Here is a 23,075-nt window from a genome sequence, read left to right on the forward strand (position 1 = left end):
GATACAAGAATGAAAATTTTCCAACGCTACAACCCGCTTCAGGTGGCGAAGTACGTGAAGATCCTGTTCCGTGGACGGTTGTACATCAAGGATGTTGGCGCTTTTGAGTTTGATAAGGGCAAGATCCTTGTCCCAAAAGTGAAGGACAAACAGCACCTGTCTGTGATGTCCGAAGTCAACCGTCAGGTTATGCGTCTGCAGACTGAGATGGCTTAACCAACGTGCTATGCAGTAGTTAAAAAAACGGCTCCCAATGGGAGCCGTTGATGTTTGTAGAGGCTGGTACTTTACGCCGACACCTTCTCTTCCGCGTCCGGCAGCTTCGGTACCAGTACGGTCGGTTTGTTATCGATGCGCGTCACCAGCAGCTGGTCGATGCGGTAGTTATCAATATCCACCACTTCAAACTTGTAGCCGGAGAACTTCACCGAGTCGGTACGTTTCGGGATCTTACGCAGCATAAACATCATAAAGCCGCCGATGGTCTCGTAGTTGCCGGACTGCGGGAACTCGTCGATATCCAGCACGCGCATCACGTCTTCAATCGGTGTGCCGCCATCAATCAGCCACGAATTATCGTCACGCTGAACAATCTGCTCTTCCAGCCCCTGGCCAACCAGGTCGCCCATCAGCGTGGTCATCACGTCGTTCAGGGTGATAATACCCACCACCAGCGCGTATTCGTTCATGATAACCGCGAAGTCTTCCCCGGCGGTTTTGAAACTTTCCAGCGCTTCTGAGAGCGTCAGAGTGTCCGGCACAATCAGGGTATTGCGGATCTGCACGCCGCTGTTGAGCGCCAGGCTCTGGTTTGCCAGCACGCGGTTCAGCAGGTCTTTGGAGTCGACGTAACCGATGATGTGGTCGATATCTTCATTACAGACCAGGAACTTAGAGTGCGGATGCTGCGCTACTTTGTTCTTCAGGCTCTGCTCATCTTCATGTAAATCGAACCAGATAATGTTTTCACGGCCCGTCATGGAAGACGGCACGGTACGGGATTCCAGCTCGAACACGTTCTCAATCAGCTCGTGCTCCTGCTTGCGCAGCACCCCGGCCAGCGCGCCGGCTTCAACCACCGCATAAATGTCGTCAGAGGTGATGTCGTCTTTACGCACCATTGGCAGCTTAAAGATGCGGAAAATGACGTTCGCCAGGCCGTTGAAGAACCACACCAGCGGACGAAACACGTACAGACAGAAGCGCATCGGGTTGATGATACGCAAAGCCACAGCTTCTGGCGCAATCATACCGATGCGTTTCGGGGTCAGGTCTGCAAAGAGGATGAACAGGCCGGTTACCAGCGAGAAGGAGAGGATAAAGCTCAGCTGTTCGGCCAGTTCAACGGACATGTACTTAACAAACAGACTATAAAACGCCGGAGAAAACGCCGCATCACCCACGATACCGCCGAGAATGGCGACCGCGTTGAGGCCAATCTGCACCACGGTGAAGAACATCCCGGGGTTTTCCTGCATTTTCAGGATACGGGTAGCATTGATGTTGCCTTCATCGGCAAGCAGCTTCAGTTTGATTTTACGGGACGCGGCCAGCGAGATCTCAGATATTGAGAAAAACGCGCTGACGGCAATCAGACAAAGTATTACTAAAATACTGTTTAACATAGTTTATCCGGCTTCTCGCCAGATCCTCAGAAGGGGAGTTGATACCATTTGTGTGAAAACACATTGAAAATCAGCTCGTAGCGTTGAGCCGATTATTTCAGCGGGTAGTATAGCGTAAAGAGATGTAAATCTGCCAGAGGTCACAATTTGGCGAAGATGGCCGGCGAGGGCGGCTGGTGGATGGATGTTAAGCTATGAGACAACGCTGTCGCTTCTTTGAGCGCCACGCGGCTCGCGTGGCGCTGGGTCGATAATCAGGCCAGCTGTGGCGGCAGGCAGACGCCGATGCCCCCGATACCGCAGTAGCCGTACGGGTTTTTATGCAGATACTGCTGGTGATCGTCCTCGGCATAGTAGAACGGTTTCGCGGTGGTGATTTCCGTCGTCACCTCGCGCGTATCGCCCGCTTCACGCATGGCCTGCTGGAAACGCTCAAGGCTGGCGCGCGCGGCGGCATCCTGTTCGGGCGTGAGCGGATAAATGGCCGAACGGTACTGTGTGCCGTGGTCGTTGCCCTGACGCATGCCCTGCGCCGGGTCGTGGTTTTCCCAGAAGACCTGCAGGAGCTGCTCGTAGCTGATGACTGCAGGGTCATAGACCACGCGTACCGCTTCCGCATGCCCGGTTTCGCCGGAGCAGACTTCGCGATAGGTAGGATTCGGCGTGTAGCCGCCCGTGTAGCCAGCCGCCGTGCTGTAAACGCCGGGCAGCTGCCAGAAGAGGCGCTCAACGCCCCAGAAGCAGCCCATGGCGAACAGGGCGATTTCCATTCCCTCCGGCACGTTGGTCATGGAATGGTTATTGACGGCGTGTAAGGTCGCCACAGGCATAGGGGTGTTGCGTCCCGGTAATGCATCAGTTTGTGAAACCAGATGCTTTTTGTCGAATAAACTCACGATGGGGCCTCCCGGGGTGCGATGTTTCGGTTAAGGTTGTCACGAAGCGTTTAATTGAACACAATAAATGCGCTGAATGAGTCTAGATTTAATCATAAGAAATATTTGGGTGTTACACCCGTTTTCAACCCGTGATTTGGGTTTTTGGCCAACAGGCCGTATTTTGCCGCGGAGCGGTACTTCATTTGCTTCCAGGGTGGAAACAGGGATATTCAGGAGAAAACGTGACAAAAATCCGCCAGTTATGTTTAGTCAGTGTATTGCTGACAAGCGGGATTGCCAGCGCGGCGAATGTCCGTTTGCAGGTTGAGGGGTTATCCGGGGCGCTGGAAAAAAACGTGCGTGCGCAGTTGTCGACCATCCAGAGTGATGAGGTGACGCCGGACCGGCGTTTTCGCGCGCGCGTGGATGACGCCATCCGTGAAGGGCTGAAAGCGCTGGGGTATTACGAACCCACCATTGATTTCGATCTTCGCCCGCCGCCAAAGAAGGGGCGTCAGGTCCTTATTGCCCGCGTTTCGCCGGGTGAGCCGGTATTGATTGGCGGCACGAACGTTATCCTGCGCGGCGGGGCGCGTACCGACCGGGATTACCTGGACCTGCTCAGCACGCGGCCGAAAATCGGTACCGTGCTTAACCACGGTGACTACGATCATTTCAAAAAAGAGCTGACGAACGTTTCCCTGCGTAAGGGCTACTTCGACAGCCAGTTCAATAAAAGCCAGCTGGGGATTGCGCTGGATCGGCGTCAGGCCTTCTGGGATATCGACTACGACAGCGGAGAACGCTACCGTTTTGGCGATGTGACGTTTGAAGGTTCGCAAATTCGTGAAGAGTATCTGCAAAACCTCGTGCCGTTCAAAAAAGGGGATTACTACCAGTCGAGGGACCTGGCGGAACTGAACCGTCGTCTTTCCGCTACCGGCTGGTTTAACTCCGTGGTTGTCGCGCCGGAATTTGATAAGTCTCGCAAAACGAAGGTGTTGCCGCTGCATGGCGTTGTCTCGCCGCGCACCGAGAACACCATTGAGACCGGTGTTGGCTACTCGACGGATGTTGGACCACGCGTGAGAACCTCGTGGAAAAAACCGTGGATGAACTCGTACGGTCACAGCCTGACCACCAGCCTGAGCCTCTCTGCGCCCGAGCAGCAGCTGGATTTCAGCTACAAAATGCCGCTGCTGAAAAATCCGCTTGAGCAATATTACCTTGTGCAGGGCGGTTTTAAGCGCACCGACTTGAACGACACCAAGCAGGACTCAACAACGCTTGCGGTCTCCCGCTTCTGGGATCTCTCCAGCGGCTGGCAGCGCGCCATTAACCTGCGCTGGAGCCTGGACCACTTTACCCAGGCCAACGTCACCAATACCACCATGCTGCTTTATCCGGGCGTGATGATCAGCCGTACCCGCTCGCGCGGCGGCCTGATGCCGAGCTGGGGCGACTCACAGCGCTACTCCATCGATTATTCCAACTCCGCCTGGGGCTCCGACGTGGATTTCTCGGTGATTCAGGCGCAAAACGTCTGGATCCGCACGCTGTACGACAAACACCGCTTTGTGATGCGCGGCAATCTCGGCTGGATTGAAACGGGAGACTTCGAGCGCGTTCCGCCGGATCTGCGCTTCTTCGCCGGGGGCGACCGCAGCATTCGTGGGTATAAGTACAAATCGATCTCACCTGAGAACGAGAAAGGCCAACTTACCGGTGCATCAAAACTGGCGACCGGATCGCTGGAGTATCAGTACAACGTCAGCGGAAAGTGGTGGGGCGCCATGTTTGTTGACGGCGGTGAGGCGGTGAACGATATCCGCCGCAGCGACTTCAAAACCGGCGCGGGCGTGGGCGTACGCTGGCAGTCACCCGTCGGGCCCATCAAGCTCGACTTCGCCGTGCCTGTCGGCGACAAAGAAGAGCACGGATTACAGTTTTACATCGGTCTGGGGCCTGAATTATGAGTTTATGGAAGAAAAAAAGCCTCGGGGTGCTGATTTTTATCGTGCTGCTGCTCGGTACGGTGGCGTTTCTGGTGGGAACGACGACCGGGCTGCATCTGCTGTTTAACGCCGCGAACCGCTGGGTGCCTGGGCTGGAGATTGGCCAGGTAACGGGCGGCTGGCGCGATCTGCGTCTGAAGAATATCCGCTACGAGCAGCCGGGCGTGGCGGTGAACGCCGGGGAGTTCCACCTGGCGGTGAAGCTGGGCTGCCTGCGCGACAGCAAGCTCTGCGTCAACGATCTGTCGCTTAAAGACGTCAACGTGGCGATAGATTCGAAAAAAATGCCGAAGTCTGCGCCGGTCGAGGAAGAGGACAGCGGCCCGCTGAATCTCTCCACGCCGTACCCGATCGCGCTCTATCGGGTCGCGCTCGATAACGTCAATATCAAAATCGACGACACTACCGTGTCCGTGATGGATTTCACCTCCGGCCTGCGCTGGCAGGAGAAAAACCTGACCCTGACGCCGACGTCCCTGCAGGGCTTGCTGATCGCGTTGCCGAAGGTGGCCGACGTGGCGCAGGAAGAGATCGTCGAGCCGAAGATCCAGAACCCGCAGCCGGAAGAAAAGCCGCTGGGCGAAACGCTGAAAGATCTCTTCTCGAAGCCTGTCCTGCCGGAAATGACCGACGTTCATCTGCCGCTGAACCTTAATATCGAGGAGTTCAAAGGCGAGCAGCTGCGCCTGACCGGCGATACCGATCTGACGGTCTACACCATGCTGCTGAAAGTCAGCAGCATTGACGGCAACATGAAGCTCGACGCGCTGGATATCGACACCAACCAGGGCTCGGTGAATGCGTCAGGGAATGCCCTGCTGCGCGATAACTGGCCGGTGGACATCACGCTTAACAGTGCCCTCAACATCGATCCGCTGAAAGGCGAAAAGGTGAAGGTCAAAGTGGGCGGGGCGCTGCGCGATAAGCTGGATGTCGGGGTGAATCTCTCCGGCCCGGTGGACATGGTCCTGCGCGCGCAAACGCAGCTGGCGGAAGCCGGGCTGCCGCTCAATCTGGAGGTTGTCAGCAAGCAGCTTTACTGGCCGTTCACCGGCGAAAAGCAGTTCCAGGCCGATGATCTGAAGCTGAAGCTGAGCGGCAAGATGACCGACTACACGCTCTCGTTCCGCACCGCGGTGAAGGGGCAGGGCGTGCCGCCTGCGAATATCACGCTGGATGCGAAGGGCAACGAACAGCAGGTCAACCTCGACAAGCTGACCGTCGCGGCGCTGGAAGGCAAAACCGAGCTGACCGCGCTGCTCGACTGGCAGCAGGCGATCAGCTGGCGCGGCGAGCTGAAGCTGACGGGTATTAACACCGCCAAAGAGGTGCCGGACTGGCCGTCGAAGCTGGATGGCCTGATTAAAACCCGCGGCAGCCTGTACGGCGGTACGTGGCAGATGGACGTGCCGGAAATCAAGCTCACCGGGAACGTGAAGCAGAACAAGGTTAACGTTGAAGGCTCGGTGAAAGGCAACAGCTATCTGCAGTGGGTTATCCCGGGGCTGCACGTGGCGCTGGGCCGCAACACGGCGGATATCAAAGGCGAGCTGGGGGTGAAGGATCTCAATCTGGACGCCACCATCGACGCGCCGAATCTGGATAACGCCCTGCCGGGTCTGGGCGGCACGGCGAAAGGTCTCGTGAAAGTGCGCGGTACGGTGGAGGCGCCGCAGCTGCTGGCGGACATTACCGCCAATAACCTGCGCTGGCAGGAGCTGAGCGTTGCCCGCGTCCGCGTGGAAGGGGATGTGAAATCCACCGATCAGATCGGCGGTAGCCTGAACCTGCGCGTGGAGCGCATTTCTCAGCCGGACGTGAACATTAACCTGGTCACCCTGGACGCCAAAGGGAACGAGAAACAGCACGACCTCCAGCTGCGCGTGCAGGGCGAGCCGGTCTCCGGCCAGCTTCACCTTACCGGCAGCTTCGACCGCAAAGAAGAACGCTGGAAAGGGACGCTGGATAACACGCGCTTCAATACGCCGGTCGGGCCGCTGGCGCTCTCGCGATCCATTGCCCTCGACTACCGCAACGCCGAGCAGAAGATCAGCATTGGGCCACACTGCTGGACCAACCCGAATGCGGAGCTGTGCGTGCCGCAGACCATCGATGCGGGTGCGGAAGGGCGCGCGCAGATCAATCTCAACCGCTTCGATCTGGCGATGCTGAAGCCGTTTATGCCGGATACGACCCAGGCCAGCGGCGTCTTCAGCGGGAAAGCCGATGTGGCCTGGGACACCACCAAAGAGGGACTGCCGCAGGGCAGCGTCACGCTGTCCGGGCGTAACGTGAAGGTGACGCAGGAGGTCAACGACGCGCCGCTGCCGGTGGCGTTCGACACCCTGAACCTGAGTGCCGATCTGCATAACAATCGCGCGCAGCTGGGGTGGACGATCCGCCTGACCAACAACGGTCAGCTGGACGGGCAGGTCCAGATTACCGATCCGCAGGGTCGGCGTAATCTGGGCGGCAACGTCAACATCCGTAACTTCAACCTGGCGATGGTGAACCCGATTTTCGCGCGCGGGGAAAAAGCGGAGGGCATGCTGAACGCTAACCTGCGCCTGGCCGGTAACGTGCAAAGCCCGCAGCTGTTCGGTCAGATGCGGCTCAGCGGCGTGGATATCGACGGTAACTTCATGCCGTTTGACATGCAGCCCAGCCAGATCGCGATGAACTTCAACGGTATGAGCTCGACGCTGAGCGGCTCGGTATTGACGCAGCAAGGGCAAATCAACCTGAGCGGCGACGCGGACTGGAGCCAGCTCGACAACTGGCGCGCCCGAATTGCCGCGAAGGGCAGCCGGGTACGCATCACCGTACCGCCAATGGTGCGCCTGGACGTTTCGCCTGATGTGGTCTTTGAAGCCACGCCAAGCCTCTTTACGCTTGACGGGCGCGTCGACGTGCCGTGGGCGCGCATCGTGGTTCACGACGTGCCGGAAAGCGCGGTCGGCGTCTCAAGTGATGAAGTGATGCTCAATGAAAATCTGAAACCTGTCGAACAGAAGAGCGCGGGCATACCGATCAATAGTAACCTCATCGTGCACGTGGGAAATAACGTGCGGTTGAATGCGTTTGGGCTGAAGGCGAGGCTCACGGGCGACCTGAAAGTCGCGCAGGATAAACAAGGGCTTGGCCTGAACGGGCAGATCACTATTCCTGAAGGGCGTTTCCACGCCTATGGTCAGGATCTGATTGTGCGCAAAGGCGAGCTGCTGTTCTCCGGTCCACCGGATCAGCCCCTGCTGAACATCGAAGCGATTCGTAACCCGGAAGCGACGGAAAACGACGTCATTGCTGGCGTTCGCGTCACCGGTTCTGCTGACGAACCGAAGGCGGAGATCTTCTCTGACCCGGCGATGTCGCAGCAGGAAGCTCTCTCTTATCTGCTGCGTGGACAAGGTCTGGACAGCGGACAAAGCGACAGCGCGGCGATGACCTCGATGTTAGTGGGTCTGGGGGTTGCACAAAGTGGGCAGGTTGTGGGTAAAATCGGCGAGACGTTCGGCGTAAGCAATCTGGCGCTGGACACCCAGGGCGTGGGCGACTCCTCGCAGGTGGTGGTCAGCGGCTATGTACTGCCGGGTCTGCAGGTAAAATATGGTGTGGGGATCTTTGACTCACTGGCAACTCTCACGTTACGCTATCGCCTGATGCCCAAGCTATATCTGGAAGCAGTGTCCGGCGTAGACCAGGCACTTGATCTGCTCTATCAGTTTGAGTTTTAGCAATGCGAATATTTGTCTACGGCAGTTTACGAACCAAGCAAGGCAACAGTCACTGGATGACCAATGCCCTGCTGCTGGGGAATTACAATATCGAGAACTACCAGTTGTACAGCCTGGGCCACTATCCAGGCGCGGTTCCGGGCGAAGGAACAGTACAGGGTGAAGTCTATCGTATTGATAACGCGACGCTTGCCGAACTTGATGCCTTGCGCACCAGGGGCGGTGAATACGCACGCCAGTTGATCCAGACGCCGTACGGAAGTGCGTGGATGTACGTCTACCAGCGTCCGGTCGAAGGGTTAACGCGGATTGTAAGCGGTAACTGGTTAGACAGAGACCAGTACTGAAAAAAACAACGCCACCGTGAGGTGGCGTTGTTTTTTTTATTCCTTCAACTCTCTTCTGTATCCCGGCGTCGGGTTAAAAACAGAGGAACGAACAGCATGATGTACGGGGCAATAAGCCATAAAAAACACAAGGCGCGTGAACGGCCATAGTAGTTTATGCACCGCGTATTGCTTGAAATGACGGGCAGGAAAAACAGTAAAAACAGCAGAATCACATAATCGCTTCGATAAGGGATCCATAAGTAAAACAAAAACCAGGCAAGCTGGAATGTCATGATGCAGAGATACTGCCATTTACTGTCTTTACCGTAACAGTCAAACGCCTTTATGTAGCCCATCTTTATGCTTTGAAGAAAGAAACTTAGCATGTATAACGCTCACGATCGCGACGGTCAGGAGTGTGCTCATCAGCAACGCCCCTAAAAAATAGCTTTGGGTGATATCGGTAGCACCCGAGCCTAAAGTATGCAATTTACTATAACCTCTATCTACTGCAACAAAAAGCGTATATAGCCCTATGTTAATAAAGAATTGCAGAAGACAAGAAAAAAAGATATTTCTGGGAATTGTTTTTAATAGAGTGAGTAACGCATAAATAATGCTTGATGATAGCGCGAAGTAAAGTCCGTTAAGTAAACCAGATAGTAATGCGCTATTTATTTGACTGAATATTAAATGATCGCTTCCATAGTACCATGACAGATATTCAACATAAGTACTTCTGCCAAAGACAAAGGAGGCAATAATAAGGACGAATAGGCTCATGACATGGCTTTTCTTACTCATAATTTTGCTCCCTTAGATAGCAGCTCCTTCATCGTTTTACTGGCTTCTAGCTGATCTTTGATTATGGCAAGGTCACGAGTATTGTGGTTATATTTTGCAATAGCGGTTGGTGTACCCTTACCACCATTATCCATAAAGAAGACTATATCCTTACGACCATAAAGAAGGACTTGTGGGATGGGATCACGCCCATAACTCACCGCCTGTGGAAGGGAGTGGATAGACTCTGTCGTGAGGAAGCGAGGAATATTTTCATGCTCAATATTACCTAAAGGCGTGGTGGCAACAAGGGAGCCGATAAAATCGGTCGTATACACTAACGCATCTGTATCCTTGGTCGTTACTTTTGAACCCGTAATATATTTTATCTGTTGCCAAAGGGTAATATCTTTAGGGGTAACCTTAACACCATCCATAAACATATCCTGCTTGCGTTTTAGCTGAATGACAGTACGGTGCACCTGTGTCAAAGAGGGGCTGATTTCCCCAATAGAAGGCATATAACCATCGCGGGAATACAACCGTTCAATGATAAAATAAATTCCAGTTGGGCGGGCAACATCAATGTTAATGGATGACATATGAATCCTGTAATGAATGGGGATTAATGATCATCATGACAGTATGTTGTGAACAGCCAGGCTATTCAACCACTCCCACTATAAATGATAGGGAGTCTTTTTTTGTTTTTAATATCCAAAACAAAAGGAATGGGATTATTCTTAAAAGTTAAGTTTGTACTACTCTCAACCAGGGAAATAAAAAAGCCCCGACTCGCGGGGCCTTCATTAACAGCAGTAAGAATTACTTCTTAGCAGCGCGTTCGAAGGAGGCGATGATTTCTGCTTTCGCCGCTTCTGCGTTGTCCCAGCCGTCAACTTTAACCCATTTGCCTTTTTCGAGGTCTTTGTAGTGCTCGAAGAAGTGAGTGATCTGCGCTTTCAGCAGCTCTGGCAGGTCGTTCACATCTTTGATGTGATCGTATTCTTTGCTCAGCTTGGTGTGCGGTACCGCAACCAGCTTCGCATCTTCACCGGATTCGTCGGTCATTTTCAGCACGCCAACTGGACGGCAGCGAATGACGGAGCCTGGCTCCAGTGGGTATGGCGTTGGGACCAGCACGTCAACCGGGTCACCGTCCAGAGACAGGGTGTGGTTGATGTAACCGTAGTTGCACGGATAGAACATCGCGGTAGACATGAAACGGTCTACGAACAGGGCGCCGCTCTCTTTGTCCACTTCGTATTTGATCGGATCTGCGTTAGCCGGGATTTCGATAACTACGTAGATGTCTTCTGGCAGTTCTTTACCCGCTGGGACGTTGAGTAAGCTCATGTCGGTGTCCTTTAAAATGGATGGTAAACAAGTGGCAGGTATTATAGCCAACTCGCGCTGAATGTCTCCGCCTGTTTTCGCTTTCTCTCCCCGCTTTCTCCACTTTTCAGACCGATTCCATGACAGAAAAATCCATAAACTCAGCCGCATTTTTCATGGCGAAATGAAAGCGATTACAAACTTGTGATTAACGTTTTATTCACTTTTCTGAAGTGTGATGTAACGCAATTCGTTACATATTTCATGGGCTATAGTCATTTCGCAGAACATCTTTTAACCAACAATAAACACCCCTACGAGGACGCTCATATGTGGAAGCGCTTACTTCTTGTCACAGCAGTTTCGGCAGCCATGTCGTCTATGGCGATGGCCGCTCCCTTAACCGTAGGTTTTTCGCAGGTCGGCTCTGAATCTGGCTGGCGAGCGGCAGAAACCAACGTTGCGAAAAGCGAGGCTCAGAAACGCGGCATTACCCTGAAAATCGCCGATGGTCAGCAAAAACAAGAGAATCAGATCAAAGCCGTGCGCTCCTTTATCGCCCAGGGCGTGGATGCCATCTTTATTGCACCCGTCGTGGCGACCGGCTGGGAACCCGTCCTGAAGGAAGCGAAAGACGCTGAGATCCCGGTCTTCCTGCTCGACCGTTCCATCGACGTCAAAGACAAATCCCTCTATATGACCACCGTGACCGCCAACAACGTGCTTGAAGGGCAATTGATTGGCGACTGGCTGGTGAAACAGGTCGACGGCAAGCCGTGTAACGTCGTTGAGCTGCAGGGCACCGTCGGCGCGAGCGTGGCCATCGATCGTAAAAAAGGCTTTGCTGAGGCCATCGCTAAAGCGCCAAACATCAAGATTATCCGTTCTCAGTCCGGCGACTTTACGCGCAGTAAAGGTAAAGAGGTCATGGAGAGCTTCATCAAGGCTGAAAACAACGGCAAGAACATCTGCATGGTTTACGCCCACAACGATGACATGGTGATCGGTGCGATTCAGGCGATTAAAGAAGCGGGCCTGAAGCCGGGCAAAGATATCCTCACCGGCTCTATCGACGGCGTGCCGGACATCTACAAAGCGATGATCGACGGCGAAGCCAACGCCAGCGTGGAGCTGACGCCAAACATGGCGGGCCCGGCATTCGACGCGCTGGAGAAATTCAAGAAAGACGGCACGATGCCTGAGAAGGTGACGGTCACCAAGTCCACGCTCTACCTGCCTGACACGGCGAAAGAAGAGTTAGAGAAGAAGAAAAATATGGGCTACTAAGACCCGCGCCCCTCACCCCAGCCCTCTCCCCGGAGGGGAGAGGGAGAAAGGCAGGGCGGAGCTGGATATTAACAATTGGCACGATCAATCCCCTCTCCCCTCCGGGGAGAGGGTCAGGGTGAGGGGGAAAACCATGACCACTGAACAACACCAGGAAATCCTCCGCACAGAGGGCTTAAGCAAATTCTTCCCCGGCGTAAAGGCGCTGGATAACGTTGATTTCAGCCTGCGGCGCGGTGAGATTATGGCGCTGCTGGGCGAGAACGGCGCGGGAAAATCGACGCTGATTAAATCCCTGACCGGCGTTTATCACGCCGATCGCGGCACCATCTGGCTGGAAGGCAACGCCATTTCGCCGAAAAATACCGCCCATGCCCAGCTGCTGGGGATCGGGACGGTGTACCAGGAAGTAAACCTGCTGCCGAATATGTCGGTGGCGGATAATCTGTTTATTGGCCGTGAGCCGCGACGTTTTGGCCTGCTGCGCCGCAAAGAGATGGAGGCGCGGGCGACAAAGCTGATGGAGTCGTACGGCTTCTCCCTTGACGTCCGCGAGCCGCTGAACCGCTTTTCCGTGGCGATGCAGCAGATTGTCGCCATCTGTCGCGCGATCGATCTCTCGGCAAAGGTGCTGATCCTCGACGAACCCACCGCCAGCCTCGATACCCAGGAAGTTGAGATGCTCTTTACCCTGATGCGTCAGCTGCGCGATCAGGGCGTCAGCCTGATCTTCGTTACCCACTTCCTCGATCAGGTATATGAGGTAAGCGATCGCATCACGGTGCTGCGCAACGGCAGCTTTGTCGGCTGCCGCGAAACCCGCGAGCTGCCGCAGATCGAACTGGTGAAAATGATGCTGGGCCGCGAGCTGGAAACCAACGCTCTTCAGCGCGCCGGGCGCACGCTGCTGAGCGAGAAACCGGTCGCCGCGTTCAGCGATTACGGCAAGAAAGGCGTGATATCGCCGTTTAATCTGGAAGTCCGCCCGGGCGAAATTGTCGGGCTGGCGGGCCTGCTGGGCTCCGGCCGGACTGAAACCGCCGAGGTGATATTCGGAATCAAGCCGGCCGACAGCGGCAGCGCGCTGATCAAGGGCAAACCGCAAACCCTGCGATCCCCGCATCAGGCCTCCTGTCTGGGCGTCGGCTTCTGCCCGGAAGATCGGAAAACGGACGGCATTATTGCCGCGGCCTCGGTGCGGGAAAATATCATTCTGGCGCTGCAGGCCCAGCGCGGCTGGCTGCGCCCGATCCCCCGTAAAGAGCAAAACGCCATCGCCGAGCGCTTTATCCGTCAGCTGGGTATTCGTACCCCGAGCGCGGAACAGCCTATTGAGTTCCTCTCCGGCGGTAACCAGCAGAAGGTTCTCCTCTCCCGCTGGCTGCTGACCAAACCCCAGTTCCTGATCCTCGACGAACCGACCCGCGGCATTGACGTGGGGGCGCACGCCGAAATTATCCGGCTTATCGAAACCCTGTGCGCGGACGGTCTGGCGCTGCTGGTTATTTCGTCCGAGCTGGAGGAGCTGGTGGGCTATGCCGATCGCGTCATCATCATGCGCGATCGCAAACAGGTGGCAGAGATCCCGCTGGATAAGCTGTCCGTTCCGGCGATCATGAATGCCATCGCGGCATAAGGAGTAAATCGTGATGCCCCGTTCGCTTTCGCAAACCGGTGAGACAAAGCGCCGCTTCAGCTGGCCAATCGGTACGCCGCAAATCGCAGCGCTGCTGGTGGTGCTGCTGGTTGATAGCCTGGTCGCGCCGCATTTCTTCCAGATTATCGTGCAGGATGGCCGCCTGTTTGGCAGCCCGATAGACATTCTAAACCGTGCCGCGCCCGTGGCGCTGCTGGCCATCGGGATGACGCTGGTCATCGCCACCGGCGGGATTGACCTCTCCGTCGGCGCGGTGATGGCTATCGCCGGGGCCACGGCCGCCTCCATGACCGTGTCCGGACACAGCCTGCCGGTGGTACTGCTGGCGGCCTTAGGCACCGGCGTGCTGGCCGGATTATGGAACGGCATTCTGGTGGCGGTGCTGAAAATTCAGCCCTTTGTCGCCACCCTTATCTTAATGGTGGCCGGGCGCGGCGTGGCGCAGCTGATTACCTCCGGGCAGATTGTCACCTTTAACTCGCTGAGCCTGGCGTGGATCGGGAGCGGCAACCTTCTGTTCTTCCCGACGCCGGTGATCGTTGCCCTGGTCACGCTCGTTGTCTTCTGGCTTTTCACCCGCAAAACGGCGCTGGGCATGTTCATTGAGGCCGTCGGGATCAACATCCGCGCCGCGCGCAACGCCGGGGTCAACACCCGTCTGATGGTGATGCTGACCTACGTGCTGAGCGGCGTCTGCGCCGCCATCGCCGGGGTCATCGTCGCGGCGGATATTCGCGGGGCCGATGCCAACAACGCGGGGCTCTGGCTGGAGCTGGACGCGATCCTCGCGGTGGTGATCGGCGGTGGATCGCTGATGGGCGGGCGCTTTAACCTGCTGCTCTCGGTGATTGGCGCGCTGATCATTCAGGGAATGAACACCGGGATCCTGCTTTCGGGGTTTCAGCCGGAACTCAACCAGGTGGTGAAAGCGGTGGTCGTGCTTTGCGTGCTGATCGTCCAGTCGCCGCGCTTTGTCAGCATCATTAAGGGGATCCGTGGCCATGATAAAACGTAATTTACCGTTGATGATCACGCTGGGCGTGTTTGTGTTGGGGTATCTCTACTGCCTCACCCAATTCCCCGGTTTTGCCTCGACCCGCGTGATTTGCAATATCCTGACCGATAACGCCTTTTTAGGCATCATCGCCGTCGGGATGACCTTTGTGATCCTCTCCGGCGGGATCGATCTCTCCGTCGGGTCGGTGATCGCGTTTACGGGCGTGTTCCTCGCGAAGGCGATCGGCTTCTGGGGCATCTCTCCGCTGGTGGCGTTTCCGCTGGTGCTGGCGATGGGCTGCGCGTTTGGTGCCTTTATGGGGCTGCTGATCGACGCGTTAAAAATCCCGGCGTTTATCATTACTCTCGCCGGGATGTTCTTCCTGCGCGGGGTGAGCTACCTGGTGTCGGAAGAGTCGATTCCGATTAACCATCCGGTGTACGACACGCTCTCCAGCCTGGCGTGGAAAATTCCCGGCGGCGGCCGCCTGAGCGCGATGGGGCTGCTGATGCTGGGCGTGGTGGTGATTGGCATCTTCCTCGCCCACCGTACCCGGTTTGGCAACCAGGTTTACGCCATCGGCGGTAACGCCACGTCGGCAAACCTGATGGGGATCTCCACCCGCAGTACCACCATCCGCATCTATATGCTCTCGACCGGCCTGGCGACGCTGGCGGGTATCGTCTTCTCGGTGTATACCCAGGCGGGCTATGCCCTTGCAGGCGTGGGCGTTGAGCTGGATGCGATTGCTTCGGTGGTCATCGGCGGCACGCTGCTGAGCGGTGGGGTCGGTACGGTGCTGGGGACGCTGTTCGGCGTGGCGATCCAGGGGCTGATACAAACCTATATCAACTTTGACGGCACGCTCAGCTCCTGGTGGACGAAGATCGCCATCGGCATTCTGCTGTTTATCTTTATTGCCCTGCAGCGCGGTCTTACGGTGCTCTGGGAGAACCGCCAAAGCTCACCTGTTACCCGCGTAAACACATCGGTAACAGAGCGATAACACGCTGAATTTGCTTAAAGTCTAAACATTTTCCGGTAGCGGCCGATACTCTTTTTTTATGCCCAGAAATATCTCGCTACCGGAAATAATATCATGCTTAAAACGCTATCGATTCGTACCGGCTTGCTCTCTTTACTGGCCGTTATGACCCTTCTGCTGCTGATTGTCAGCGGCATTGGCATTTATGCCCTCACACAGAGTTCTTCTTCACTGCAGCGTATTAATCACCTTCAGGGTGAGCAGATGGTGCAGCTTAATTCAGGCTACACGCTGATCCTGCGCGCGCGCAATGAGGCGGGTCAGGCCGTCCGCATGATGGAAATCGGCATGCTGGACGATGCGGCCAAAGCGGTAAAAAACATCAATCAGGAAGTTGCCCTGGCCCAGAAAACGCTGAAAGGCGTGATCGACGGCGGCGTGGCTGACGAGCAGGGGCAACAGCTGCTCAATAAAGTGGCGGCCAGCCTGGCGACGTATAGCCAGCAGGGGATCAACCCGATGCTGAAAACCCTGAATGACCAGAGCGCGGACGGGTATTACGATCTGCTGGAGAAGACGCTGATTCCGGTGGCGAAGCAGTTTGATAACGATATGCAGGCGTTTCAGAAATGGAGCGAAGCGCGTGGTCAGGCGGAAGTGAGCGCCGTGCAGGCGAGTAAAACCCGCGTACTGATCCTGATTATCGTCGCAGCGCTGCTGACGGCGGGCATTATCGTGCTCGCGTGGCTGGTGCTGCGCCATATGCTGCTCAAGCCGCTCTCTGCATCGATCGCTCAGCTGGAGAACGTGGCGGCGGGGGATTTAACCCATACGCTGAATGCCCCCGCGAGCCAGGAGTTTAACCGCCTCAATGCGGTGATAGAGGAGATGCGGCAGTCGCTGATGAACTCGGTTATGCGGGTTCGCGATGCCAGCTCGCAAATTGACACCGGTAGCCGCGAGCTGACGCTGGGAAACCGCGATCTTGCCGAGCGTACGGAATCTACCGCCACGTCGCTGGAGCAGACGGCGGCCAGCATGGAACAGATCACCGCGACGGTGAAGCTCAACGCCGATAACGCCGAGCAGGCGCACCAGCTGGCGAAGTCGGTGTCCGACACGGCCGATCACGGCAGCGAAATGGTCTGCTACGTGATTGAAAAAATGCGCGATATCTCGGGCAGCTCGGCGCGCATCGCCGACATCCTGAGCGTGATCGACGGTATTGCCTTCCAGACCAATATCCTGGCGCTTAACGCCTCCGTGGAAGCGGCGCGCGCGGGCGAGCAGGGGCGCGGGTTTGCCGTCGTCGCGGGCGAAGTGCGAAACCTCGCCAGCCGCAGCGCCGACGCGGCGAAAGAAATCCGATCGCTTATCAGTGATTCGCAGACCCACGTTAACGAGGGCAGCGAGCTGGCCCAGCAGGCCGGCGAAACGATGGACGAAATCGCAACAGAAGTGCTGCGCATGACCAAACTGATGCGTGAGATTGCGACCGCGTCTCAGGAGCAGAGCCGCGGCATTGAGCAGGTGAATATTGCGGTGAATCAGATGGACGAAACCGCGCAGCAGAATGCCGCGCTGGTGCAGCAATCCTCCGCCGCGACCCGCTCTCTTGAAGAGCAGTCGCGTCAGCTGATGGAAGCCATGTCATCATTCAAAGTGACGACTCAGACCGCTGCATAATATTATCCAGCCCCGGTACGTTCTGTGCCGGGGTTTTATTTTTTCCGGAATTAACTGCCGCAATATTATCGTGAATTTCACCCATTAATATTTCCAGCGAACTGGTTAAAGCTAACGCTTTTTCCGTCGGTTCAAGATATAAACCTTTGCGGAAAAATAACGGTTCATCAAAGAGTTGATTAAAACGCTTTAGGGCCAGACTCACCGCCGGACGTGACATCTCCAGACGCAAAGAGGCTTTAGCCATGCTGCCGCAGCGGACGATTTCAATAAATACAGGGATAAGATTTAAATCAATGCCGGTATTAGCACGGGAATAATTGTTCATTGCGATTCTGCTCCACGAAATATCTGTCAAACTGTTATGGAAATAATGCAGGAGCAGTGGTGAATATTAAAGCATGTTTTTTATAAACACTTATACGGTAAAATATATAAATGACCAGGGGAGCCAGAACGGCTCCCCTGTAGAGAGGCATTACGCGTCCGGATACTCACGGATAAAACGTTCAACGTCTTCAACCATGTGGTTGTTGCCGACGAAGAATGAACGGCGCTGGTGAAGGCTTTCCGGCACGATATCCAGAATACGCTCTTTACCGTCGCTCGCCTTGCCGCCCGCCTGTTCGGCGAGGAACGCCATCGGGTTGCACTCGTACAGCAGGCGTAGCTTCCCGTCCGGGTGGCTGGCGGTGCTTGGGTAGAGGTAGATACCGCCTTTCAGCAGGTTACGGTGGAAATCCGCGACCAGAGAGCCAATATAGCGGGACGTGTACGGGCGCTGGGTCGCTTTATCTTCTTCCTGGCAGAATTTAATGTACTTCTTCACGCCGTTCGGGAAGCGGATGTAGTTGCCTTCGTTGATGGAGTAGGTGTTGCCCTTCTCCGGGAAGCGCATGCGTTCCTGGCTCAGGCAGAAAACGCCCAGTGAAGGATCGTACGTAAAGGCGTGAACTCCGCAGCCGGTGGTGTACACCAGCATGGTGGAGGAGCCATAAACGACGTAACCGGCAGCAACCTGGTTAATGCCCGGCTGCAGGAAATCTTCTTCGGTCACCGGCGTGCCAACAGGCGTGACGCGGCGGTAGATGGAGAAAATGGTACCGACAGAAACGTTAACGTCGATGTTTGAGGAGCCGTCGAGCGGATCCATCAGAACAACGTATTTAGCGTGTTCACACCCTTCGAAAACAACAATTTCATCTTCTTCTTCAGAGGCGATACCCGCAACGATGTCGCGCGCGCGCAGTGCAGCTTTCAATTTTTCATTTGCGAACAGATCGAGCTTCTGTTGAACCTCGCCCTGAACGTTCTCGGCACCGCTGGCACCCAGGATATCGACCAGACCGGCCTTGTTGATATCGCGGTGGATGATCTTAGCGCCCAGCTTTATTGCCGACAGCAAAGCAGTGAGTTCACCGGTAGCATGAGAGAACTCGTGCTGCTTTTCGACAATAAATTCACCTAACGTTTTCATAACACTTTCCCTGCATCTTTGTGAGTAGAGCGATTGTATGTTCACTAAAACGACTAAAGCCCAACAATCTTAACAAACATTCAAATATTAGCGCAGAGGTGAATCGCGCCAGCAACATACGGATTTACCTGAAATGCGTTTCACAGCCGCTAACATGTGAGTAAAATGTGCGCCACATTGAAGAAGGATAGTGACGTATGCGCATTCATATATTGGGGATTTGTGGCACTTTCATGGGCGGACTGGCAATGCTGGCGCGCTCGCTGGGCCATGAAGTGACAGGTTCGGACGCCAATGTGTATCCGCCAATGAGCACACTTCTGGAGAAACAGGGCATCTCGTTAATTCAGGGCTACGATGCCAGCCAGCTGGATCCCGAGCCGGACCTGGTGATCATCGGCAACGCCATGACCCGCGGCAATCCGTGCGTCGAGGCGGTTCTGGAACGCAATATTCCGTTCATGTCCGGCCCGCAGTGGCTGCATGACTTCGTCCTGCGCGACCGCTGGGTGGTTGCCGTTGCCGGTACTCATGGCAAAACCACGACCGCGGGCATGGCGACCTGGATCCTCGAAGCCTGCGGCTACAAGCCGGGCTTCGTGATTGGCGGCGTACCGGGTAATTTCGACGTTTCTGCGCGTCTGGGTGACAGCCCGTTCTTCGTGATCGAAGCCGACGAATACGACTGCGCGTTCTTCGACAAACGCTCCAAGTTCGTGCATTACTGCCCGCGCACGCTGATCCTCAACAACCTTGAGTTCGACCACGCGGATATTTTTGACGACCTGAAAGCGATCCAGAAACAGTTCCACCACCTGGTGCGCATTGTTCCGGGCCAGGGGCGCATCATCCTGCCGGAAAACGACATCAACCTGAAGCAGACGATGGCGATGGGCTGCTGGAGCGAGCAGGAGCTGGTGGGCGAGCAGGGCCACTGGCAGGCGAAGAAACTCAACGCCGATGCCTCCGAGTGGGAAGTGCTGCTCGACGGTGAAAAAGTGGGTGAGGTGAAGTGGGGCCTGGTGGGTGAGCACAACATGCACAACGGCCTGATGGCTATTGCTGCGGCGCGTCACGTTGGCGTTCTGCCTGCGGATGCGGCCAATGCGCTGGGCTCGTTTATCAATGCCCGTCGCCGTCTGGAACTGCGCGGTGAAGCCCACGGCGTTACCGTGTATGACGATTTCGCGCACCACCCAACGGCCATTCTGGCAACGCTTGCCGCCCTGCGCGGCAAGGTCGGCGGGACAGCCCGCATCCTCGCGGTGCTGGAACCGCGCTCGAACACCATGAAGATGGGCATCTGCAAAGATGACCTCGCGCCGTCGTTAGGGCGTGCCGACGAGGTCTTCCTGCTGCAGCCGCAGCATATTCCGTGGCAGGTGGCCGAAGTGGCCGACGCCTGCATTCAGCCTGCGCACTGGAGTGCGGACGTGGATGCGCTCGCGGATATGGTGGTGAAAGCCGCACAGCCTGGCGACCACATTCTGGTGATGAGCAACGGCGGTTTTGGTGGGATCCATCAGAAGCTGCTGGACGGTCTGGCGAAGAAAGCGGAAGCGGCAGCCGCAGAGTAAAAAAAAGCCCGGTGGCGCTTGCGCTTACCGGGCCTACTTTCCCGTGTTTTCTCCCTCGCCCCTCCGGGGAGAGGGCCGGGGTGAGGGGAAGAGATTACTCGTCGTTCTCAGACAGCTCGCGCAGATACTGGAAAATCAGGCGCGCAGATTTCGGCGGCTTATTCCCTTCTTTCTCTTTCTTCGCGTTGCGGATCAAGGAACGCAGCTGCTGGCGGTCGGCATCCGGCCACAGGTTCAGCACTTCCGGTACGGCATCATCACCCTGTTCAATCAGGCGATCGCGGATCTGCTCAAGCTTGTGGAAAAACGCAACCTGCTGGTTGTGGCGGTTTTTCAGCTTGTCCAGCGCCTGGCGGATCGGATCGACGTCGCGCTGACGCAGCATTTTCCCGATAAGCTGAAGCTGGCGACGACGGCCTTCTTTTTTGATTTTCTGTGCCAGTTCAATGGCATCACGCAGATCCTGGTCGAGCGGGATCTTGTCCAGCGCGTTTTTACCCAGTTCTACCATTTCTGCGCCAAGCTGTTTTAACTCTTCGGCGTCACGTTTAATTTCACTTTTACTGACCCAGATGATCTCATCATCTTCGTCTTCGATGTCATCACCGGGAACGTCGTCGAGCCAGTCTTCGGGCTGCTTAGTCATGTCAGGCTCCTTAAAAAAAGAGGCTAATGTTACCAGTTAAGACGCGCACTGAAAAACGGTTCTCTGTTAGACTTCAGATAACTCTCTCTTACAGTATGGCATTTGCGATGAAAGTAACCTCACAAGTTGAAGCGCAGCGTAAGATTCTTGAAGAAGCCGTCTCCACCGCGCTGATGCTTGCTTCAGAAAAATCAGATGGCGCCGAAGTGGCGGTCAGCAAAACCACCGGCATCAGCGTGAGTACCCGCTATGGTGAAGTGGAGAACGTAGAATTCAACAGCGATGGCGCGCTTGGGATCACGGTGTATCACCAGAATCGCAAAGGCAGCGCGTCATCTACCGATCTCAGCCCGGATGCCATTGCCCGTACGGTGCAGGCGGCGCTGGATATCGCCCGTTATACCTCTCCGGATCCTTACGCAGGCGTGGCGGATAAAGACCTGCTGGCGTTTGACGCGCCGGATCTCGATCTTTTCCACCCGGCGGAAGTAACCCCGGACGAAGCGATCGAACTCGCCGCGCGCGCCGAGCAGGCTTCCCTGCAGGCCGATAAGCGCATCACCAATACCGAAGGCGGCAGCTTCAACAGCCATTACGGCATCAAAGTCTTCGGCAACAGCCACGGCATGCTGCAGGGCTACTGCTCTACCCGTCATTCGCTCTCCAGCTGCGTGATCGCCGAAGAGAACGGTGACATGGAGCGTGACTACGCCTATACCATTGGCCGCGCGCTGGGGGATTTGCAGTCTCCTGAGTGGGTGGGTAAAGAGTGTGCCGAACGCACGCTGTCACGCCTGTCGCCGCGCAAACTCTCCACCATGAAGGCCCCGGTTATTTTTGCCAACGAAGTGGCGACCGGTCTGTTTGGCCATCTGGTGGGCGCTATCGCGGGCGGCTCGGTTTACCGTAAGTCGACCTTCCTGCTCGACTCGCTGGGCAAGCAGATCCTGCCGGAATGGCTCACCATTGAAGAACATCCGCACCTGCTAAAAGGGCTGGCCTCCACGCCGTTCGACAGCGAAGGCGTGCGCACTGAACGTCGCGATATCATCAAAGACGGCATTCTGACCCAGTGGCTGCTGACCAACTACTCCGCGCGCAAGCTGGGGCTGAAAAGCACCGGACACGCTGGCGGCATCCACAACTGGCGCATTGCCGGACAGGGCCTGAACTTTGAGCAGATGCTGAAAGAGATGGGCACCGGTCTGGTGGTCACCGAGCTGATGGGCCAGGGCGTAAGCGGCATTACCGGAGACTACTCGCGCGGCGCGGCGGGCTTCTGGGTGGAAAACGGCGAAATCCAGTATCCGGTGAGCGAAATTACCATCGCTGGAAATTTGAAGGACATGTGGCGCAATATCGTTACGGTCGGTAACGATATTGAAACACGTAGCAATATACAGTGTGGTTCTGTACTTCTGCCGGAAATGAAAATCGCCGGTCAGTAATACCCGTAAAGGCGTTTTAATAATAAAAAAGGAAGTGAGCAATGCGTAAACATCTGTTAGCGATCGTCGCGGCTTCAACGCTGGTTCTTGGCTCTTCTGCGTTTGCTGCCGATCTTGAAGACGACATGGGCATCCTCGGTCAAAATCTGAAGGTGGTGCAGAAAACCGACAATGCGGCTGAAATGAAAGACGCGCTGACCAAAATGCGTGAAGCGGCGCTCGACGCACAAAAAGCGACGCCTCCGAAGCTGGAAAGCAAAGCGGCAGACAGCGCAGAGATGAAAGACTACCGCCACGGCTTTGACGTGCTGGTCGGCCAGATCGACGGCGCGCTGAAGCTGGCTAACGAAGGCAAAGTGAAGGAAGCCCAGGCGGCGGCCGAGCAGTTTGTGACGACCCGTAACACGTATCACCAGAAATACCGTTAACCGATCGCGCATCTGACAAACAAACAGCGGGGGCCAGTGGCTCCCGTTTTTTTTTGACGCGGTAATAAGTAAACCCTATCGCCATCACATTTTTGCGTCACCACGCCTGAACGTTTCGTTTCCCCGGCGCGCGTTTTGCCGCTGGAATACGTGATATTCATCACGCAAATACCGGGATTAATTCAGAT

The 23,075-nt window shown here is 55.8% G+C and carries 20 protein-coding genes; 12 read left to right on the forward strand and 8 right to left on the reverse strand.

From position 1 onward, the window contains the following. Positions 1 to 9 precede the first annotated feature (9 nt). Positions 10 to 216 (forward strand): DUF1107 domain-containing protein, encoded by a 207-nt coding sequence (locus QMN93_RS09595; RefSeq protein ID WP_008501430.1) that lies wholly within the window; start codon positions 10 to 12, stop codon positions 214 to 216. A gap of 71 nt (positions 217 to 287) precedes the next feature. Here QMN93_RS09595 and QMN93_RS09600 read toward each other — a convergent pair whose 3' ends face one another. Then, positions 288 to 1,625 (reverse strand): hemolysin family protein, encoded by a 1,338-nt coding sequence (locus tag QMN93_RS09600; RefSeq protein ID WP_032662457.1) that lies wholly within the window; start codon positions 1,623 to 1,625, stop codon positions 288 to 290. A 254-nt stretch (positions 1,626 to 1,879) separates the two neighbouring features. Beyond that, on the reverse strand, positions 1,880 to 2,521 hold the full coding sequence (gene msrA / locus QMN93_RS09605) for a peptide-methionine (S)-S-oxide reductase MsrA (RefSeq protein WP_029741954.1): 642 nt from the start codon (positions 2,519 to 2,521) through the stop codon (positions 1,880 to 1,882). A gap of 224 nt (positions 2,522 to 2,745) precedes the next feature. Here msrA and tamA point away from each other — a divergent pair, with 224 nt between their 5' ends. Genes tamA through QMN93_RS09620 form a run of 3 tightly spaced genes read left to right on the forward strand, consistent with a single transcriptional unit; the run spans position 2,746 to position 8,599 of the window. After that, on the forward strand, positions 2,746 to 4,479 hold the full coding sequence (gene tamA, locus QMN93_RS09610; RefSeq protein ID WP_064673133.1) for an autotransporter assembly complex protein TamA: 1,734 nt from the start codon (positions 2,746 to 2,748) through the stop codon (positions 4,477 to 4,479). Continuing rightward, positions 4,476 to 8,252, forward strand: coding sequence for an autotransporter assembly complex protein TamB (gene tamB, locus QMN93_RS09615; protein WP_193138794.1), 3,777 nt, complete (start codon positions 4,476 to 4,478; stop codon positions 8,250 to 8,252). Before tamA ends, tamB begins: the two co-directional genes overlap by 4 nt. Positions 8,253 to 8,254: 2 nt before the next feature. Further along, on the forward strand, positions 8,255 to 8,599 hold the full coding sequence (locus QMN93_RS09620) for a gamma-glutamylcyclotransferase (RefSeq protein WP_014830431.1): 345 nt from the start codon (positions 8,255 to 8,257) through the stop codon (positions 8,597 to 8,599). A 315-nt stretch (positions 8,600 to 8,914) separates the two neighbouring features. Here the strand turns inward: QMN93_RS09620 and QMN93_RS09625 are convergent, their stop codons facing one another. From QMN93_RS09625 to ppa, 3 genes are all read right to left on the reverse strand, one after another. Beyond that, positions 8,915 to 9,385 (reverse strand): hypothetical protein, encoded by a 471-nt coding sequence (locus QMN93_RS09625; protein WP_182382950.1) that lies wholly within the window; start codon positions 9,383 to 9,385, stop codon positions 8,915 to 8,917. Continuing rightward, positions 9,382 to 9,966: a hypothetical protein gene (locus QMN93_RS09630; RefSeq protein ID WP_032662463.1), complete on the reverse strand. Its 585-nt coding sequence runs from the start codon at positions 9,964 to 9,966 to the stop codon at positions 9,382 to 9,384. Before QMN93_RS09630 ends, QMN93_RS09625 begins: the two co-directional genes overlap by 4 nt. 223 nt (positions 9,967 to 10,189) lie before the next feature. Next, a complete protein-coding gene (ppa, locus tag QMN93_RS09635) occupies positions 10,190 to 10,720 on the reverse strand; it encodes an inorganic diphosphatase (RefSeq protein ID WP_010427397.1) in 531 nt (176 codons plus the stop codon). Between the two features lie 309 nt (positions 10,721 to 11,029). Here ppa and ytfQ point away from each other — a divergent pair, with 309 nt between their 5' ends. From ytfQ to QMN93_RS09660, 5 genes are all read left to right on the forward strand, one after another. Further along, complete coding sequence (ytfQ, locus tag QMN93_RS09640; RefSeq protein WP_014882271.1) at positions 11,030 to 11,986, forward strand: galactofuranose ABC transporter substrate-binding protein YtfQ; 957 nt, start codon at positions 11,030 to 11,032, stop codon at positions 11,984 to 11,986. Between the two features lie 133 nt (positions 11,987 to 12,119). Continuing rightward, a complete protein-coding gene (ytfR, locus tag QMN93_RS09645) occupies positions 12,120 to 13,622 on the forward strand; it encodes a galactofuranose ABC transporter, ATP-binding protein YtfR (RefSeq protein WP_094935140.1) in 1,503 nt (500 codons plus the stop codon). A gap of 10 nt (positions 13,623 to 13,632) precedes the next feature. Next, positions 13,633 to 14,658, forward strand: a complete 1,026-nt coding sequence (ytfT, locus tag QMN93_RS09650) for a galactofuranose ABC transporter, ATP-binding protein YtfT (RefSeq protein ID WP_193138795.1) — start codon at positions 13,633 to 13,635, stop codon at positions 14,656 to 14,658. Further along, complete coding sequence (yjfF, locus tag QMN93_RS09655) at positions 14,645 to 15,646, forward strand: galactofuranose ABC transporter, permease protein YjfF (protein ID WP_023293434.1); 1,002 nt, start codon at positions 14,645 to 14,647, stop codon at positions 15,644 to 15,646. The genes ytfT and yjfF overlap by 14 nt, the downstream gene beginning before the upstream one ends. A gap of 93 nt (positions 15,647 to 15,739) precedes the next feature. Further along, complete coding sequence (locus tag QMN93_RS09660) at positions 15,740 to 17,311, forward strand: methyl-accepting chemotaxis protein (protein WP_193138796.1); 1,572 nt, start codon at positions 15,740 to 15,742, stop codon at positions 17,309 to 17,311. Here the strand turns inward: QMN93_RS09660 and QMN93_RS09665 are convergent. Both QMN93_RS09665 and fbp read right to left on the reverse strand, forming a co-directional pair. Further along, positions 17,283 to 17,639 carry a LysR family transcriptional regulator gene (locus QMN93_RS09665; RefSeq protein ID WP_193138797.1) on the reverse strand — a complete coding sequence of 119 codons (357 nt, stop codon included), beginning with the start codon at positions 17,637 to 17,639 and terminating at the stop codon, positions 17,283 to 17,285. The genes QMN93_RS09660 and QMN93_RS09665 overlap by 29 nt on opposite strands. A 150-nt stretch (positions 17,640 to 17,789) precedes the next feature. Next, positions 17,790 to 18,788: a class 1 fructose-bisphosphatase gene (fbp, locus tag QMN93_RS09670; RefSeq protein ID WP_023310178.1), complete on the reverse strand. Its 999-nt coding sequence runs from the start codon at positions 18,786 to 18,788 to the stop codon at positions 17,790 to 17,792. Positions 18,789 to 18,985: 197 nt separating this feature from the next. Here fbp and mpl point away from each other — a divergent pair, with 197 nt between their 5' ends. Then, positions 18,986 to 20,365: a UDP-N-acetylmuramate:L-alanyl-gamma-D-glutamyl-meso-diaminopimelate ligase gene (gene mpl, locus QMN93_RS09675; RefSeq protein WP_029739256.1), complete on the forward strand. Its 1,380-nt coding sequence runs from the start codon at positions 18,986 to 18,988 to the stop codon at positions 20,363 to 20,365. Between the two features lie 94 nt (positions 20,366 to 20,459). Here mpl and yjgA read toward each other — a convergent pair whose 3' ends face one another. Further along, positions 20,460 to 21,011: a ribosome biogenesis factor YjgA gene (yjgA, locus tag QMN93_RS09680; RefSeq protein ID WP_042713463.1), complete on the reverse strand. Its 552-nt coding sequence runs from the start codon at positions 21,009 to 21,011 to the stop codon at positions 20,460 to 20,462. Positions 21,012 to 21,106: 95 nt separating this feature from the next. On the opposite strand from yjgA, the gene pmbA reads away from it, so the two are divergent. Together pmbA and cybC are read left to right on the forward strand one after the other, a co-directional pair. Further along, a complete protein-coding gene (gene pmbA, locus QMN93_RS09685; protein WP_023310180.1) occupies positions 21,107 to 22,459 on the forward strand; it encodes a metalloprotease PmbA in 1,353 nt (450 codons plus the stop codon). A gap of 41 nt (positions 22,460 to 22,500) precedes the next feature. Next, positions 22,501 to 22,887: a cytochrome b562 gene (gene cybC / locus QMN93_RS09690; protein ID WP_023334302.1), complete on the forward strand. Its 387-nt coding sequence runs from the start codon at positions 22,501 to 22,503 to the stop codon at positions 22,885 to 22,887. Positions 22,888 to 23,075: the final 188 nt, after the last annotated feature.

Source organism: Enterobacter sp. R-1.6.2 (assembly GCF_035064085.1).
In the GTDB taxonomy this organism is placed as follows: Bacteria; Pseudomonadota; Gammaproteobacteria; order Enterobacterales; family Enterobacteriaceae; genus Enterobacter; species Enterobacter asburiae_B.